At 64.1% G+C, this 16430-nt stretch carries 14 protein-coding genes; 10 read left to right on the top strand and 4 right to left on the bottom strand.

What is annotated here, in order from left to right; genetic code table 11:
* The first annotated feature begins 16 nt into the window (after positions 1-16).
* The 9 genes from pepP to gcvP all read left to right on the top strand — a co-directional run bounded on the left by pepP (position 17) and on the right by gcvP (position 11791).
* Entirely contained in the window at positions 17-1351 is a 1335-nt protein-coding gene (gene pepP, locus OGV19_RS24865; RefSeq protein ID WP_264311084.1) for a Xaa-Pro aminopeptidase, read from the top strand.
* Entirely contained in the window at positions 1348-2547 is a 1200-nt protein-coding gene (gene ubiH, locus OGV19_RS24870) for a 2-octaprenyl-6-methoxyphenyl hydroxylase (protein ID WP_264311085.1), read from the top strand. The genes pepP and ubiH overlap by 4 nt, the downstream gene beginning before the upstream one ends.
* Positions 2544-3026: a DUF4442 domain-containing protein gene (locus OGV19_RS24875; RefSeq protein ID WP_264311086.1), complete on the top strand. Its 483-nt coding sequence runs from the start codon at positions 2544-2546 to the stop codon at positions 3024-3026. Before ubiH ends, OGV19_RS24875 begins: the two co-directional genes overlap by 4 nt.
* 9 nt (positions 3027-3035) lie before the next feature.
* Positions 3036-4253 (top strand): 2-octaprenyl-3-methyl-6-methoxy-1,4-benzoquinol hydroxylase, encoded by a 1218-nt coding sequence (locus tag OGV19_RS24880; RefSeq protein ID WP_264314000.1) that lies wholly within the window; start codon positions 3036-3038, stop codon positions 4251-4253.
* Positions 4254-4368: 115 nt separating this feature from the next.
* Entirely contained in the window at positions 4369-5370 is a 1002-nt protein-coding gene (locus OGV19_RS24885) for an extracellular solute-binding protein (RefSeq protein ID WP_264311087.1), read from the top strand.
* Positions 5371-5522: 152 nt separating this feature from the next.
* Positions 5523-7139, top strand: coding sequence for an ABC transporter permease (locus OGV19_RS24890; protein WP_264311088.1), 1617 nt, complete (start codon positions 5523-5525; stop codon positions 7137-7139).
* A 129-nt stretch (positions 7140-7268) separates the two neighbouring features.
* Complete coding sequence (gene gcvT, locus OGV19_RS24895) at positions 7269-8351, top strand: glycine cleavage system aminomethyltransferase GcvT (protein ID WP_264311089.1); 1083 nt, start codon at positions 7269-7271, stop codon at positions 8349-8351.
* Positions 8352-8402: 51 nt separating this feature from the next.
* Positions 8403-8786, top strand: coding sequence for a glycine cleavage system protein GcvH (gene gcvH / locus OGV19_RS24900; protein WP_264311090.1), 384 nt, complete (start codon positions 8403-8405; stop codon positions 8784-8786).
* A 131-nt stretch (positions 8787-8917) separates the two neighbouring features.
* Positions 8918-11791, top strand: a complete 2874-nt coding sequence (gene gcvP, locus OGV19_RS24905) for an aminomethyl-transferring glycine dehydrogenase (RefSeq protein WP_264311091.1) — start codon at positions 8918-8920, stop codon at positions 11789-11791.
* 29 nt (positions 11792-11820) lie between these two features.
* On the opposite strand, the gene OGV19_RS24910 is transcribed toward gcvP, so the two are convergent.
* From OGV19_RS24910 to OGV19_RS24920, 3 genes are all read right to left on the bottom strand, one after another.
* Positions 11821-12135, bottom strand: a complete 315-nt coding sequence (locus OGV19_RS24910; RefSeq protein ID WP_264311092.1) for a DUF2388 domain-containing protein — start codon at positions 12133-12135, stop codon at positions 11821-11823.
* 89 nt (positions 12136-12224) lie between these two features.
* A complete protein-coding gene (locus OGV19_RS24915) occupies positions 12225-13910 on the bottom strand; it encodes a GspE/PulE family protein (RefSeq protein WP_264311093.1) in 1686 nt (561 codons plus the stop codon).
* Between the two features lie 108 nt (positions 13911-14018).
* Positions 14019-14324 (bottom strand): ACT-like domain-containing protein, encoded by a 306-nt coding sequence (locus tag OGV19_RS24920; protein WP_264311094.1) that lies wholly within the window; start codon positions 14322-14324, stop codon positions 14019-14021.
* A 126-nt stretch (positions 14325-14450) separates the two neighbouring features.
* Between OGV19_RS24920 and OGV19_RS24925 the strand changes: the two genes are divergently transcribed.
* Entirely contained in the window at positions 14451-14921 is a 471-nt protein-coding gene (locus tag OGV19_RS24925; protein ID WP_027592247.1) for an Lrp/AsnC family transcriptional regulator, read from the top strand.
* Positions 14922-14990: 69 nt separating this feature from the next.
* Here OGV19_RS24925 and OGV19_RS24930 read toward each other — a convergent pair whose 3' ends face one another.
* Complete coding sequence (locus OGV19_RS24930) at positions 14991-16367, bottom strand: CYTH domain-containing protein (protein ID WP_264311095.1); 1377 nt, start codon at positions 16365-16367, stop codon at positions 14991-14993.
* Positions 16368-16430: the final 63 nt, after the last annotated feature.

Here is a 16430-nt window from a genome sequence, read left to right on the forward strand (position 1 = left end):
CGGGGGTAGTCTGCCCATGAGCCACATTCCCAAGGCCGAGTATGCCCGTCGGCGCAAGGCGCTGATGGCGCAGATGGTCCCCAACAGCATCGCCATCCTGCCCGCCGCCGCGGTTGCCATACGCAACCGTGACGTCGAGCACGTGTACCGCCAGGACAGCGATTTCCAGTACCTCAGCGGCTTCCCCGAGCCTGAGGCGGTGATTGCGCTGATCCCGGGCCGTGAGCATGGCGAGTACGTGTTGTTCTGCCGCGAGCGCAACCCTGAGCGCGAGCAGTGGGAAGGGCTGCGCGCAGGCCAGGAAGGTGCGGTGCGTGATTTCGGCGCCGACGACGCCTTCCCGATCACCGACATCGACGAGATCCTGCCGGGTCTGATCGAAGGCCGGGAGCGGGTGTACAGCGCCATGGGCAGCAACCCCGAGTTCGACCGCCGGCTGATGGACTGGATCAATGTGATCCGCTCCAAGGCACGCCTTGGCGCCCAGCCGCCGAACGAGTTCGTTGCGCTGGATCACCTGCTGCACGACATGCGCCTGTATAAATCGGCGGCGGAAGTGAAGGTGATGCGCGCTGCCGCAGAGATTTCCGCTCGCGCCCACGTGCGCGCCATGCAGGCATGCCGGGCCGGGCTGCATGAGTACAGCCTGGAAGCCGAGCTGGATTACGAATTCCGTAAGGGCGGCGCGAAAATGCCCGCCTACGGCTCGATCGTCGCCGCTGGGCGCAATGGCTGCATCCTGCACTATCAGCAGAATGACGCCCTCCTCAAGGACGGCGACCTGGTGTTGATCGATGCGGGTTGCGAGATCGACTGCTATGCCAGCGACATCACCCGCACGTTCCCAGTCAGCGGGCGGTTTTCGCCTGAGCAGAAGGCCATCTACGAGCTGGTGCTCAAGGCCCAGGCTGCGGCTTTCGCCGAAATCGCCCCCGGCAAGCACTGGAACCACGCCCACGAGGCGACCGTGCAGGTCATCACCGAGGGCCTGGTGGAACTGGGGCTGCTCAAGGGCGATGTGCAGGGGCTGATCGAAAGCGAAGCCTACCGCGCGTTCTACATGCACCGCGCTGGGCACTGGCTGGGCATGGATGTGCACGATGTGGGCGAATACAAAGTGGGCGGCCAGTGGCGCGTGCTGGAGCCCGGCATGGCGCTGACCGTCGAACCGGGCATCTACATCGCCGCCGACAACCAGGCGGTGGCGAAGAAGTGGCGCGGCATCGGCGTAAGGATTGAGGACGACGTGGTAGTGACCAGGCAAGGCTGTGAAATTCTGACCTCGGGCGTGCCCCGCACGGTGGCCGAAATCGAGGCGCTGATGCAGGCTGCGCGCAAGGACGCGGCATGAATCGGGTCAACTTGGCGATCATCGGCGGTGGCCTGGTCGGCGCGAGCCTGGCCTTGGCCTTGCAGGCCGGGGCCAAGGCGCGGGGCTGGAAGATCCTGCTGATCGAGCCGTTTGCGCCTGGGCACACATTCCAGCCCAGCTACGATGCGCGCTCCTCGGCGCTGTCGTTTGGCACACAGCAAATCTACCAGCAGTTGGGGCTGTGGCAGGCCATCAGCCAGCGCGCCGAGCCAATCCTGCAGATTCAGGTCTCCGACCGTGGCCGGTTCGGCGCCACGCGCCTCGATGCCATCGAGGAAGGCGTGCCCGCGCTCGGTTACGTGGTGGAAAACGCCTGGCTTGGCCAGTGCCTGTGGCAGGGGCTGGACCCTGATGTGGTGAGCTGGCGCTGCCCCGCCGAGGTGAGGGCGATGCAGGCCATCGCGGGCGGTTATCGCCTGCAACTGGATGACGATACCAGCCTGGAATGCGACCTGGCGGTGCTGGCCGATGGCGGCCGTTCGGGCTTGCGTGAGCAGTTGGGCATCCATGTGCGCCGCACGCCCTACGAACAAAGCGCACTGATCGCCAATATCACACCGGGCGAAGCGCACCGCGGCCAGGCATTCGAGCGCTTCACCGAAGCCGGCCCGATGGCCCTGCTGCCGCTGCCGGAAAACCGCTGCGCGCTGGTCTGGACCCGTCAGGGCATGGACGCTCAGCGCCTGGCCGAAATCGACGAACGCAGCTTCCTGCGTGAGCTGCAGGACGCCTTTGGCTATCGCCTCGGCGCGTTGCGCCAGGTGGGCGCAAGGCATCTCTACCCGCTGGCATTGGTCGAGGCCCAAGAGCAGGTACGCCCGCATCTCGTAGTGCTGGGCAACGCCGCGCACAGCCTGCACCCCATTGCCGGGCAGGGCTTCAACCTGTCGCTGCGGGATGTCCAGGTGCTTGCGCAAGCGCTGCTGGCGGGGCCGCAACACCCCGGTGACCTGGGCACCTTGCAGGTTTATCACCAGCGTCAGCGCCTGGACCAGGCGCTGACCATCGGCTTTTCCGACCAGGTCACGCGCCTGTTCGGCAGCAACCAGCCGTTGCTGGCCGCAGGGCGCAACATCGGCCTGCTCGGGCTCGACCTGTTGCCCCCGGCTAAAAGCTGGTTTGCCCGCCAGGCCATGGGCCTGGGTACGCGCCCCGACCCGCGGGGCCAGGCATGAGCAATCCGCGCAGAATGGCGCGCCGGGCCCGCATGTTGCGCTGGTTGCTGAACCTCTACCCACCGTACCTGGGCGCCGGCATCCGTGTGCAGCACATCAGCCCGGACATGCGCAGCGTCAAGGTATGCATGAAACTCACCCGCTGGAACCGCAATTACGTCGGTACCCAGTTCGGCGGCAGCCTTTACTCGATGGTCGATCCGTTCTACATGCTGCTGCTGATCGAGCAGCTGGGGCGTGAGTACATCGTCTGGGACAAGGCGGCGAGCATCGATTTCATCTCGCCGGGCAAAGGCCCTGTGTACGCCGAATTCCACCTCGACGATGCCTTGCTTGACGAGATCCGCCAGCAAACGGCCACGGGCAAGAAGTGCCTGCCGCGTTTGCAGGTGGATATCCGCGACGGCGCCGGCGAGCTGGTGGCGCGGGTCGATAAAACCCTATACGTGCGGCTCAAGCCGCAAGCGAGGCAGGCGTAAGGCATGGAAATGCGCGCAGATCTGTTGATTGTCGGTGCCGGTATGGTCGGCAGCGCCCTGGCCCTGGCATTGCGCCACAGTGGCCTGGACATTCTCCTGCTCGACGGCAGCCCGCTGTCGGTAAAACCCTTCGATACCGAGGCACCGTTCGAGCCGCGTGTCAGTGCCCTGTCGGCGGCCAGCCAGCGCATTCTGGAGCGCCTGGGTGCCTGGGACGGCATCGCCCGGCGGCGGGCCACGCCGTATACCGACATGCACGTCTGGGATGGCAGCGGTACGGGCCAGATCCACTTCTCGGCGGCCAGCGTGCATGCCCAGGTGCTCGGCCACATCGTCGAAAACCGGGTGGTGCAGGACGGCTTGCTGGAGCGTCTGCATGACAGCGACATCGGCCTGCTGCCCAACGCGCGGCTGGAGCAAATGCGCCGCTCTGGTGACGAGTGGCTGCTGACCCTGGCTGACGGCCGCCAGCTGCGGGCGCCGTTGGTGGTGGCGGCGGATGGCGCCAACTCGGCGGTACGCCGCCTGACCGGTTGCGAGACCCGTGAGTGGGATTACCTGCACCACGCCATCGTCACCAGCGTGCGCTGCAACGCGGGGCACCAGTCCACGGCCTGGCAGCGCTTCACCGACGAGGGCCCGCTGGCGTTCCTGCCGCTGACGCGCGATGGCCAGCAGGACTGGTGCTCGATTGTCTGGTCGACTACGCCAGAGCACGCCGAGCAATTGATGGCGCTGGACGAGCCGGCCTTCCTCAAGGCCCTGGAGCGCGCCTTCGAGGGGCGCTTGGGCGAGGTACTGCAGGCGGACCCACGGGTGTGCGTGCCACTGCGCCAGCGCCATGCCAAGCGCTATGTGGATGAGGGCCTGGCGTTGATTGGCGATGCCGCGCACACCATTCACCCGTTGGCCGGCCAAGGCGTCAACCTGGGGTTCCTCGATGCCGCCGTGCTGGCCGAGGTGTTGGTGAATGCCTGTGAGCGCGGCGAACGGCTGGCGGATGTGAAGGTGCTGAGCCGCTATGAGCGTCGGCGCATGCCGCACAACCTGGGGCTGATGGCGGCCATGGAAGGTTTCGAGCGGCTGTTCCAGGCCAATCCACTGCCGTTGCGCTGGCTGCGCAACAGTGGTTTGAAGCTGGTGGAGCAGATGCCGGAGGCCAAGGCATTGTTCGTGCGCCAGGCATTGGGGTTGAGCGGGGACCTGCCGGAATTGGCCAAACCCTGAGTGTGCCGGGGCCGCGAAGCAGCCCCTGCAACATCCGGTAACGGCTCGAAGGGTGAGTGACAAAATGGGATTCACTACCATTTGCGCCTCTCATACGATCCGAGGAGTGCTTTCCATGTTGCCACGCAAGCCCCTACTGGCCGCCCTGGCCCTGACCCTGTTCGGCGGCACTGCCCAGGCGGCGGAAGAGGTGGTGGTGTACTCCTCGCGCATCGACGAGCTGATCAAGCCAGTGTTCGACGCCTACACCGCCAAGACCGGGGTCAAGATCAAGTTCATTACCGACAAGGAAGCCCCCCTGATGCAACGCATCAAGGCCGAGGGCGAGAACGGTGTGGCCGACCTGCTGCTGACCGTCGATGCCGGCAACCTCTGGCAGGCCGAGCAGATGGGCATCCTGCAGCCGATCAAGTCCGACATCATCGACCAGAACATCCCATCGCAATACCGTGCCTCGTCCCATGACTGGACCGGCCTGAGCCTGCGTGCCCGTACCATCATCTATGCCACCGACCGGGTCAAACCCGAAGAGCTGAGCACCTACGAAGCCCTGGCCGACAAGCAGTGGGAAGGCCGTCTGTGCCTGCGCACCGCGAAGAAGGTCTACAACCAGTCGCTGACCGCCACACTGATCGAGACCCACGGTGAGGCGAAGACCGAAGCGATCGTCAAAGGTTGGGTCAATAACCTGTCCACCGATGTGTTCTCCGATGACAACGCCGTGATCCAGGCCATCGAAGCTGGCCAGTGCGATGTGGGTGTGGTCAACACCTACTACTACGGGCGCCTGCACAAGCAGAACCCCAACCTGCCGATCAAGATCTTCTGGCCCAACCAGGGCGACCGTGGCGTGCACGTGAATCTGTCGGGTATTGGCCTGACCAAACATGCACCGCACCCAGAGGCTGCGAAAAAGCTGGTGGAATGGATGACCGGCGAGGATGCGCAGAAGCTGTTCGCCGACATCAACCAGGAGTTCCCGGCCAACCCGAAGGTCAAGCCGTCGGAAGAGGTTGCAGCCTGGGGCAGCTTCAAGGCTGACAGCATTCCGGTCGAGATCGCTGGCAAGCGCCAGGCAGAAGCGATTCGCTTGATGGATCGGGCTGGCTGGAACTAAGTTATCCTTCCGGGGCCTGCAAGGGCCCTTTCGCGGGCAAGCCCGCTCCCATAGGTTTCTGAAAGCCTTCTAAGGCTGTGCAGAACCCTGTGGGAGCGGGCTTGCCCGCGAACGACCGCGCAGCGGTCGCAATCGCAATCGAGAGTCTGACCTTGCCCCACACCCCCCAACGTCGCTGGTACCTCCCGGTCTCCCTGATCGCCGCCCTGGTGCTGTTGCCCCTGAGCGTCCTGCTGCTGTCATGGCAGTCGATCGACCTGCAAATCTGGTCACACCTGCTCGACACCCAGATGAGCCGCCTGCTCGGCAACACCCTGACCTTGGTGCTGGGCGTAGGCATCGGCGTCACCGTACTGGGGGTCAGCCTGGCCTGGCTTACCAGCCTCTGCGAATTCCCCGGGCGGAGCTGGCTGGACTGGGCGTTGATGCTGCCGTTCGCCATCCCCGCCTACGTGCTGGCATTCGTCTTCGTCGGCCTGCTGGATTTTGCCGGCCCCGTGCAAAGCGCCCTGCGTGAAGTGTTCGGGCCGATGCGCCTGCCACGCGTGCGCTCCACAGGCGGGGTGATCATCGTGCTGGTGCTGGTGTTCTACCCTTACGTCTACCTGCTCGCGCGCACGGCCTTTCTGGCGCAGGGCAGGGGCCTGATGGAGGCGGCCAGGGTACTGGGGCTGTCGCCGCTGCAGGCGTTTTGGCGCGTCGCGTTGCCCATGGCGCGGCCGGCCATCGGCGCCGGTATCGCCCTGGCATTGATGGAAACCCTGGCCGATTTCGGTGCGGTGGCGGTATTCAATTTCGATACCTTCACCACGGCCATCTACAAGACCTGGTACGGCTTCTTCAGCCTCTCTAGCGCGGCGCAGTTGGCCAGTTTGCTGCTGTTGGCGGTGATGCTGGTGCTCTATGGCGAGCGCCGTGCCCGCGGCGCGAGCCGCACGGGTAATGAGCGACCGCGCGGGCAGGCGCTTTATCACCTGCGCGGGGCCAAGGCCCTGCTGGCCAGCGGCTGGTGCCTGCTGGTGTTCGCCTGTGCCTTCGTCATACCGCTGCTGCAACTGCTGGTGTGGTTCTGGCAGCGCGGGCGGCATGACCTGGATGACCGTTATGTTGGCCTGGTGCTGCACACCTTGTACCTGGGCGGCATGGCCGCGTTGATCACGGTCAGCGTGGCACTGCTGCTGGCCTTTGCCCGACGCCAGGCGCCGACAGGCGGCATCCGCGCCGGGGTCGGCCTGGCCAACCTCGGTTATGCCTTGCCCGGCTCGGTGCTGGCAGTGTCGATCATGCTCGCCTTCAGTTACCTCGATAACCAGCTGGTGGTGCCCGTCTCCACGTGGCTGGGCGGTGCAGGCAAACCCTTGCTGCTGGGCAGCCTCGCGGCTTTGCTGCTGGCCTATCTGGTGCGCTTCATCGCCGTGGCCTACGGGCCGCTGGAAAGCAGCCTGGAGCGTATCCGGCCCTCGTTGCCGGAAGCGTCGCGCAGCTTGGGCGTCGGCGGCGTGGCATTGTTTTTCAAGGTGTATCTGCCGTTGCTGGTGCCCGGTGCACTGAGTGCTGCCTTGCTGGTGTTTGTCGATGTGCTGAAGGAAATGCCGGCCACCTTGCTGATGCGCCCCTTCGGCTGGGACACCCTAGCGGTACGCGTGTTCGAGATGACCAGCGAGGGCGAGTGGGCCCGTGCCTCGCTGCCTGCTTTGACCCTGGTGCTGGTGGGCCTGCTGCCGGTCATCGGGCTGATTCGCCGTTCAGCTCGGCGCCCTGGTCACTGACAGTAAGGGTGCCAGCCCGCGCCCATGCGGCTACAATGCGCGGCATTCGCGCGGCGGGTCCTACAAGAAGAGCTGACGACTAAACGTTATCGACCGCCGCCGCTTCGCCACGCCCGGAAGGAGAAACCCATGGGACAGCGCACGCTTCTGTATGACCTGCACCTGGCGCTTGGCGCCAAGACGGTCGATTTTGGCGGCTGGGACATGCCCCTGCACTATGGCTCGCAAGTCGAGGAGCACCATCAGGTACGCAGTGACTGCGGGGTTTTCGATGTTTCCCATATGACCGTCATCGACGTCAGTGGCCGTGATGCCACCGCTTGGTTGCAGCATTTGCTGGCCAACGATGTCGCCCGCCTCGACGCTGTCGGCAAGGCGCTGTACAGCCCGCTGCTCAACGAAGAGGGCGGGGTCATCGATGACCTGATCGCCTATCGCACCGAAGCCGGCTACCGCCTGGTCACCAACGCCGCTACCCGCGCCAAGGTACTCGCTTGGCTCAAGGCCCAGGAAAGCGGGTTCTCGGTCGATTTCGCGGTGCGCTTGGACCTGGCCATTCTCGCCATCCAAGGCCCGCAGGCCCGTGGCAGGGTCGCAGCCCTGCTCAGCCCCTCGCGCGCCGCGCTGATTCGCGAGTTGCGCCCGTTCGAAGGTATTGCCGACGGTGACTGGTTCATTGCCCGCACCGGTTATACCGGTGAAGACGGCCTGGAAATCATCCTGCCAGGCCACGAGGCCGTTACTTTCTACAACGACCTGGTCGGCGCCGGCATTGCCCCCAGTGGCCTGGGCGCCCGCGATACCCTGCGTCTGGAAGCCGGCATGAACCTTTACGGGCAGGACATCGACGAACGCCACACCCCACTGACGTCTAACCTGGGCTGGAGCATCGCCTGGGAGCCGGCCGCGCGCGAATTCATCGGCCGCAAAAAACTGTTGGAGGAAATCGAACAGGGTGTGAAGGAAAAACTGGTTGGCCTGGTGCTGGAAGAGCGCGGCGTTTTGCGTGCCCATCAAGTGGTTCGCGTTGCTGGTATTGGCGAAGGAGAGATCACCAGTGGTAGTTTCTCTCCTACGCTGAGCAAATCCATTGCCCTGGCGCGTTTACCCATGGCCACCGGCGACCGCGCCGAGGTCGAGATTCGCGGCAAGTGGTACCCGGTGCGGGTGGTCAAGCCGACCTTCGTGCGCCACGGCAAAATCCTGATTTGAACCATTTTTAACCGGCGGGCCGACCGCTGAGCCAATCGAGGAATTCAAGACATGAGCAATATCCCCGCCGAACTGCGTTTTGCCGAAAGCCACGAGTGGGCGCGCCTGGAAAGCGACGGCACAGTGACCGTTGGCATCAGCGACCACGCACAAGAAGCCCTGGGTGACGTCGTGTTCGTCGAACTGGCGGAAGTCGGCAAGGTATTCGCCCAGGGCGACGCCGCTGGCGTGGTCGAGTCGGTCAAGGCCGCTTCCGACATCTACGCCCCGATCGGTGGTGAAGTGATCGCGGTCAACGAAGCGTTGGCCGACACCCCGGAGCTGCTCAACGAAGAGCCTTACGGTGCCTGGATCTTCAAGCTCAAGCCAAGCGACAAGGCTGAGCTGGACAAGCTGCTGGATGCTGCGGGTTATCAGGCTGCCATCGGCGAGTAATACCGCGTCGCCTTCTTCGCGGGGTTACCCGCGAAGAGGCCGGGCCTGCACGCAAGTTTCCCCGCAGAATCGGCAATCCTTCCTAGACTTATAAGTCTCCACGAGGCCTGGTTTAGGAAGAGAGCGTCGTCATGTCCCAGTCGCCGTCCCTGCATCAACTGCAAGAGCTCAACCCTTTCCTGCGTCGCCACCTTGGCCCCGATGCCTCGGAGCAGCAGGCCATGCTCAGCGCGTTGGGTGTTGCCAGCCGCAGCGAGCTGATCGAGCAGACGGTCCCGCCGGGGATTCGCCTCAATCGCCCCCTCGACCTGCCGCCGGCGCTGGACGAACAGGCCGCACTGGCCAAGCTTGCCGGTTACGCCGAACAGAACCAGGTCTGGACCAGCCTCATCGGCATGGGCTACCACGGCACCATCACCCCGACCGTCATCCTGCGCAACGTCCTGGAAAACCCCGGCTGGTACACCGCCTATACGCCTTACCAACCGGAAATTGCCCAAGGGCGGCTGGAGGCGTTGTTGAATTTCCAGCAGATGGTCATCGACCTGACTGGCCTGGCCCTGGCCAATGCTTCGCTGCTCGACGAGGCCACCGCCGCCGCCGAAGCCATGGCCTTAGCCAAGCGCGTGGCGCGCAACAAGAGCAATGCCTTTTTCGCTGACGAGCACTGCCACCCGCAAACCCTCTCTGTACTGAAAACCCGCGCCGAGGGTTTTGGCTTTGAACTGATCGTCGATTCTGTGGATAACCTGGCCAAGCACGCGGTCTTCGGTGCTTTGTTGCAGTACCCGGACACCCATGGCGAAGTGCGCGACCTGCGCCCGTTGATCGATCAGTTGCACAGTCAGCACGCCTTGGCCTGTGTTGCCGCCGACCTGCTCAGCCTGGTGGTGCTGGCGCCACCCGGTGAGCTGGGCGCCGATGTGGTCTTGGGCTCGACCCAGCGCTTTGGCGTACCGATGGGCTACGGCGGCCCACACGCGGCCTATTTCGCCTGCCGTGACGACTTCAAACGGGCCATGCCGGGGCGCATCATCGGTGTGTCGCGCGATGCCAGGGGCAATACTGCGCTGCGCATGGCCCTGCAGACCCGCGAGCAACACATCCGCCGCGAAAAGGCCAACTCCAACATCTGCACGGCCCAGGTACTGCTGGCCAACATTGCCGGCTTCTATGCCGTCTACCATGGCCCTGAGGGCTTGCAGCGCATCGCCCAGCGCGTGCATCGGCTGACGTTCATTCTGGCTGCAGGCCTTGAAGCCAAGGGCATCAAGCGGCTCAATCAGCATTTTTTCGACACCCTGACACTGGACGTGGGCGGCGCGCAGGCGGCGATCATTGAAAGTGCCGAGCACGCGCATATCAACCTGCGCATCCTCGGGCGCGGGCACCTGGGCGTGAGCCTGGACGAAACGTGCAGCGAACAGACCGTGTTGCGCCTGTTGGACATTTTCCTGGGCGTCGACCACGGCCTGGACATCGCCACCCTCGACCAGTTGGCGCTGCCCGAAGGCATTCCCGCAGGGCTGGTACGGCGCACGCCGTTCCTTGCGCATCCGGTCTTCAACCTGCACCACAGCGAAACCGAGATGCTGCGCTACCTCAAGCAGCTGGAAAACAAGGACCTGGCGCTGAACCAATCGATGATCCCGCTGGGCTCCTGCACCATGAAACTCAACGCCACCAGCGAGATGATCCCCATCACCTGGCCTGCCTTCGCCCAGCTTCACCCCTTCGCGCCGGTTGCTCAGGCGGCGGGCTACAAGGCGATGATCGACGAACTGGAAAGCTGGTTATGCGCCATCACGGGTTTTGACGCCATCTGCATGCAGCCCAACTCCGGCGCCCAGGGCGAATACGCCGGCCTCATGGCCATTACCCGCTATCACCGCAGCCGCCACCAGCCGCAGCGCACCTTGTGCCTGATACCGTCCTCGGCCCACGGCACCAACCCGGCCTCGGCGCAAATGGCCGGCATGGAGGTGGTGATTGTCGAATGCGATGAAGACGGCAACATCGATCTCGCTGACCTCAAGGCCAAGGCGCAAGCGGCCGGGGATCGGCTGTCGTGCCTGATGGTCACTTACCCCTCGACCCACGGGGTGTATGAAGAGGGTATTCGCGAAATCTGCGACGTGGTGCACCAGCACGGTGGCCAGGTGTACATGGACGGCGCCAACCTCAACGCCCAGGTTGGCCTGGCGCGCCCAGCGGACATCGGCGCCGACGTCTCGCACATGAACCTGCACAAGACCTTCTGCATCCCCCATGGGGGCGGCGGCCCCGGCATGGGGCCGATCGGTATCCGCGCCCATCTCAAGCCCTTTGTCGCCAGCCACCCGGTGGTGCCGGTGCCGGGCCTGGACCCGAACAACAGCGCGGTCAGTGCCGCACCCTGGGGCAGCGCGAGCATTTTGCCGATCAGCTGGATGTACATCGCCATGATGGGGCCGCAACTGGCCGATGCCAGCGAGGTGGCGATCCTCTCGGCCAACTACCTGGCCAGCCAGCTGGGTGGTGCCTTCCCGGTGCTTTATCGCGGGCGCAACCAGCGCGTGGCCCACGAATGCATCCTCGACCTGCGGCCACTCAAGGCACAGACCGGCATCAGTGAGGAGGATGTGGCCAAGCGCTTGATGGACTACGGCTTCCACGCCCCGACCATGTCATTCCCGGTACCGGGTACGTTGATGGTCGAGCCGACCGAGAGTGAGTCCAAAGCCGAGCTGGATCGCTTCGTCGAGGCGATGCTGGCGATCCGTGCGGAAATCGCCCAGGTGCAGGAGGGCAACTGGCCGGCTGAAGACAACCCGCTCAAGCATGCACCGCATACCCTGGCCGACGTGTTGGCACCGTGGAACAGGCCGTACAGCCTGGAGCAGGGGATCGCGCCCAGCGCTCACGTACGCCAGCACAAGTATTGGCCAGCGGTGAACCGGGTCGACAATGTGTATGGGGACAGGAATCTGTTCTGTGCGTGTGTGCCGGTGGAGGCTTACCGCTGATTATGGGGGGCCTTGGCCCCCCATAACAATCACTCGGCTACTGCGTTCTTGGCCAGAATGGCATTGGCCAGTTCCATGTCGCTGGCCTGCATCCCTGGGTTTTCAGCGCGCACCTGGCGCATTGCTGACTCAAGGAACGGGCCACGAATTGCGCCTTCACTGGCTACGAAGCTGCCAGCGTCATCCTGCGCGGCCAGCACCAGCTTGTGATCCCTCGACGTCAGGTAGGTCGATGCGGTAGTTGCACCCGAAGAAATCACGTTACGCCAGAAGGTATCGGCCATGGCGGAGCCGATCGGCAGCGAAAGCAAGGCAGCGGTCGCGATGGCGGTTTTGAGACGCATGTTGAAACACCTCTAAGGGTGAGGGTTGAAGATGCGCGATTTGATCGTGCTGAGGGGGTGCAAGTTCCTTGAATACAAGGGAATTTTGCTCAGGAACAGGCCCTGAGCACTTCCTCTGTGCGGGTCAACCCGCGGGCCACTTTCGCCTCCCCGCAGCGGCGTAGGTCTAGCAGGCCTTCTGTCAGTGCCTGGCATCGTAGCTGCGCAAGGTCGGTGTGTGGGCCAATCTGCGCGCGCAGGCTTTCGCTGGGTATCAACAACTCGTAAAGGCCCGTGCGGCCTTGAAACCCGGTACCGCGACAGGTGCGGCAGGGCTGGCCACTGCGGGCCGAGGCGCAGCCCTGGCAATCGTTGCAAAGGGTACGTATCAGCCGTTGCGCCATGACCCCGATCAGCGTCGCCTTGATCAGGTAGTCGGCAACGCCCAGCTCCTGCAGGCGGGTGATCGCGCCGCAGGCATCGTTGGTGTGCAGGGTCGAGAGTACCAGGTGCCCGGTGAGGGCTGCTTGCACGGCCACCAGGGCGGTTTCCCGGTCGCGGATCTCACCGATCATGATGATGTCCGGGTCCTGGCGCAGCATCGCCCGCACGCCGTTGGCGAAGCACAGGCCCAGGGTTGGCTGGACTTGCAACTGGTTGAAGGCTGGCTCCAGCCGTTCGATGGGGTCTTCGATGGTGCACAGGTTGATTTGTGGGGTGGCCAGCAGCTTGAGGCTGGCGTAGAGCGTGCTGGTTTTGCCGGAGCCGGTGGGGCCGGTCACCAGGATGATGCCTTGGCGATGACGCAGCAGCCCCTGCCATTGCTCGCGTTGCTGTTCTTCAAGGCCGAGGCGGTCGAAGTCTTCGTGGAGTTGTTGCGGGTCGAACAGGCGCAATACCAGTTTTTCGCCAAACGGCGTCGGCAGGGTCGACAGGCGCAGCTCCACCTCGCCGCCGCTTGGCAGGCGGCTTTGCAGCCGACCGTCCTGTGGCCGGCGTTTCTCCGCTACATCCATGCGGCCCAAGTGTTTGAGGCGGCTGACCAGCGCCAGTGTCACGCCTGCGGGGAACGCGTAGACGGTGTGCAGCAGGCCATCGATGCGGTAACGCAGCTGCCCCTGTTCGCGGCGGGGTTCCAGGTGGATATCGCTGGCGCGTTGTTCGATGGCGTACTGCAGCAGCCAGTCGACGATGTGCACGATATGCGCATCATCGGCGTTGGCCTCGGCCTGGCGTTTGCCCAGTTCCAGCAGGTGTTCGAGCTCCCCCAGGCTGGCCGACTGCTGGTGTTGCGCGCCCTGTACCGACTGGGCCAGGCGGAAAAACGATTGCCCCAGCTGACGAATCTGCAGCGGGCTGGCCAGCGCGCGCCGGATCGGCCTGCCCAGGCTGCGGGCCAGGTCTGCCTGCCAATCATTCTGATACGGCTGTGCGCTGGCCACCGTAACCCCGGTGGTGTCGGCGGCTACCACGAGGATGCCGTGGCGCTGGGCGAACGCCCGGGAGATCAGCCCGCTGACCTGGGCCATGTCGAGCTGCATCGGGTCGATGCGCAAAAAGGGTTGGCCGACTTTATCGGCCAACCATTGGCAGAGGCGGTCAAGGTCCAGAGGCTGGCCAGGGTGCTTGCGGTCTTCGAGGCCAGGCGCGGCGATGAGCTCCAGGGGGTGGCAGGTCGGGCGTGAGGCGGCCTGTTCGAGGACCCGTAGGGTGTCGCTGGCGTCCAGGTGCTGGTCAGTGAGCAGGGCCTGGAGCAGGCGGTTGAGGTCGAGTGCTTGATTGTCGGGGGTGTGCATGGCGGCATCCTTGCCAGGAGGGGAGTCCTGACAAAGGCTAGCCGGGTGCAGTGGGCTTACTGCAGGCAAAGGGTTTCGGGATCTTGCGATGCCGGTAACAGGGTGGGTTCAGACCACCGCCAGCTCCACGCGCGCCAGGTTCACCAGGCTCACCTCAGCCACGCACACCAGGTTGCGCAATTTTTGCGCAATCACCTCGGCGCGGTGCCAGCTAAGGCCGCCAATACCGATCTCGATAGCGAGCCAGTCATCCTGTTGGCTGACCTGCACGTGGTGCGGGGTCAAAAACTGCAAGGCAAACAGGTTGAGCACCCGGCACAGGCTGTCGGGCTCGGCTTCGGCCTGCAGGCGGTAATGCACGGTGCTGTGGGCGTTGCTGGCGGCCCAGGCGTCGGTACGTGGCAGTGCGTTCATGCTGGTCTCCGCGAATGTGGGAGAAATTCTTGCACGTCGAGGCGGGTATTTTTTCGCTATGATTCGATCAATTGGCCGGTATGGCAGATTGTGCTATTCGGATTATCGTGATTTGGAGAATCATTTATGCACAGCGAGCTGGATGCCTATGATCGGCGCATCCTCGAATTGCTGCAGGAGGACGCTTCGCTGTCCAGCGCACAGATCGCCGAGCGTGTGGGGCTTTCGCAATCGCCTTGCTGGCGGCGCATTCAGCGGCTGAAGGAGGAGGGGGTGATACGCGGGCAGGTGACCTTGCTCGACCGCAAGAAGATCGGCCTGAACACGCAGATTTTTGCAGAGGTGAAGCTCAACGCGCACGGTCGCTCCAATTTCACCGAGTTCACCGAGGCGATCCGGGGTTTCCCAGAGGTGCTGGAGTGCTACGTGCTGATGGGCTCGGTGGACTTTCTCTTGCGCATCGTCACCTCGGACATTGAAGCGTACGAACGGTTCTTCTTCGAAAAACTGTCGAATGTGCCGGGGATTCAGGAAGTGAACTCGATCGTGGCGCTTTCAGAGATCAAGTCCACGACCAGCCTGCCATTGTCGAGGTAATGGGCTGCTGTGCAGCCCATTGCACTAAACCTGTGGGAGCGGGCTTGCCCGCGAAGCAGGCGACGCCGATCAAGCCTTGAGCAGGTACTTCCAGCCGCGGCTCTGATCAACCGCACGGGCCTGCTCGATACGGGCTTCAAGCAGCTCGTCGGGCGTTTCGGACAGCGGCAGTTCAGCCAGCTCGTGCAGCTTTTTCAGGTCGCCATACAGGCGGTCCATCTGCGGTGCTTCGAGCACCTGGCGGGCATGGTGCAGCCAGGTGAGCAACTGCTCAATACGCGGCAGCTGTTCGGCCAGGTCTTCGGGGCGCTGGGTGTACAGCGGCAGTTTCAACGCGCGGCCTTCTTCGCCGAGCAAATGCGCCATCCAGCTGGCCAGCTGCGCCTTGCCCTGGCGTTCGCCACGGCCTTTGCGCTCGACGGTCCAGCCGCGGGCCAGCAGCCAGCGCGAGGTTTCCAGGGAGAACTGGCCCCAGCGTACGTCTTCCAGCTCTTCGGCGAATTGCTCCGGTGCGGCGCGGCGGATGTCTTCGTCATCGTTACCGGCCTGCACCAGTGGGCGCCAGTCTTCGAGCAGCGCGTCAAGGCTGGCGCGCAGCTCGCGGGTGGTGGCGCGCGGTGCGGCCTGGCCCAGGCTGGCGACCAGTGCGCGCAGTTCGGCCAGGGACTGCACCCAGTCCTGCAGCAGGCGCCAGTGGCCATTGTGGCGGTATTGCTCGGCCAGGCGCTGGCTGCTGCCGAGCAACTGCCAGGCGAGGGCGGCGAAGGCATCGTCCAGGGCCATTTCGGCGTCCAGCTCGGTCTGGGGCAGGCCCAGTTCGTAGCTTTCGGGCTCCAGCAGGCGGTAGCCCCGCTCGGCCTTGCTGATGTCGCAGGGCATCAGTGGCAGGCTAGCGGCAAGCTCCGCAGCTAACTCCAGCAGGGCTTCGGGCGCACCTTCGCGCAGTTCGAGCTCCAACTCGCAGATTTCTTCCTTGCGCTTGCCGGCGATCACGAAGCCCTGGTCCAGCGCGGCCTCGATCACGACCTTGCTCTTGCCACGGCCCCAGGCGATTTCGGCGTATTCACGGCTGAAGTCGGTGGTGAACAGCGGTTTGATGGTTTTTTTGTCGAGCGCTGCCAGTTGCTCGGGCCAGCAGGTGGCGTCGAGTTTTTTCAGGTCGAGCTTGACCTTGTCCAGGTGCCACTCGTACTCGTTGCGTTCGGACAGGCCGGCCACGCTTTGCCCGCGGCACTTCAAGGTCTGGATGATTGCATCACCATCGCGGCGCAGGCGCAGGGCGACACGGGCGGCGGAAAGCTCGCGTTCCGGGGTGTCGAAGTACTGGTTGAGCAGTTCACGGGTCTGCCAACCGGACTTGTTGCGCTTTTTCAGCAAGGGGTGCTCGCGCAGGGCGGCAAGGGTCTCGCGGCTGGCGCGGAGCTTGAGTTCGGTTTCTTTGTGCATCGCAGGCTCGAAGGAGGGGCTCGTTGGCAGAGAGTCTACAGGAGTCGGCCGCCAACGGTTTAT

The organism is Pseudomonas putida, assembly GCF_025905425.1.
Lineage (GTDB): Bacteria > Pseudomonadota > Gammaproteobacteria > Pseudomonadales > Pseudomonadaceae > Aquipseudomonas > Aquipseudomonas putida_AF.

Excerpts from the sequence above, each read along its gene's own strand:
- pepP (WP_264311084.1), top strand. The coding sequence starts at position 17 with ATGAGCCACATTCCCAAGGCCGAGTATGCCCGTCGGCGCAAGGCGCTG.
- ubiH (WP_264311085.1), top strand. The coding sequence starts at position 1,348 with ATGAATCGGGTCAACTTGGCGATCATCGGCGGTGGCCTGGTCGGCGCG.
- OGV19_RS24875 (WP_264311086.1), top strand. The coding sequence starts at position 2,544 with ATGAGCAATCCGCGCAGAATGGCGCGCCGGGCCCGCATGTTGCGCTGG.
- OGV19_RS24880 (WP_264314000.1), top strand. The coding sequence starts at position 3,036 with ATGCGCGCAGATCTGTTGATTGTCGGTGCCGGTATGGTCGGCAGCGCC.
- OGV19_RS24885 (WP_264311087.1), top strand. The coding sequence starts at position 4,369 with ATGTTGCCACGCAAGCCCCTACTGGCCGCCCTGGCCCTGACCCTGTTC.
- gcvT (WP_264311089.1), top strand. The coding sequence starts at position 7,269 with ATGGGACAGCGCACGCTTCTGTATGACCTGCACCTGGCGCTTGGCGCC.
- gcvH (WP_264311090.1), top strand. The coding sequence starts at position 8,403 with ATGAGCAATATCCCCGCCGAACTGCGTTTTGCCGAAAGCCACGAGTGG.
- gcvP (WP_264311091.1), top strand. The coding sequence starts at position 8,918 with ATGTCCCAGTCGCCGTCCCTGCATCAACTGCAAGAGCTCAACCCTTTC.
- OGV19_RS24910 (WP_264311092.1), bottom strand. The coding sequence starts at position 12,135 with ATGCGTCTCAAAACCGCCATCGCGACCGCTGCCTTGCTTTCGCTGCCG.
- OGV19_RS24915 (WP_264311093.1), bottom strand. The coding sequence starts at position 13,910 with ATGCACACCCCCGACAATCAAGCACTCGACCTCAACCGCCTGCTCCAG.
- OGV19_RS24920 (WP_264311094.1), bottom strand. The coding sequence starts at position 14,324 with ATGAACGCACTGCCACGTACCGACGCCTGGGCCGCCAGCAACGCCCAC.
- OGV19_RS24925 (WP_027592247.1), top strand. The coding sequence starts at position 14,451 with ATGCACAGCGAGCTGGATGCCTATGATCGGCGCATCCTCGAATTGCTG.
- OGV19_RS24930 (WP_264311095.1), bottom strand. The coding sequence starts at position 16,367 with ATGCACAAAGAAACCGAACTCAAGCTCCGCGCCAGCCGCGAGACCCTT.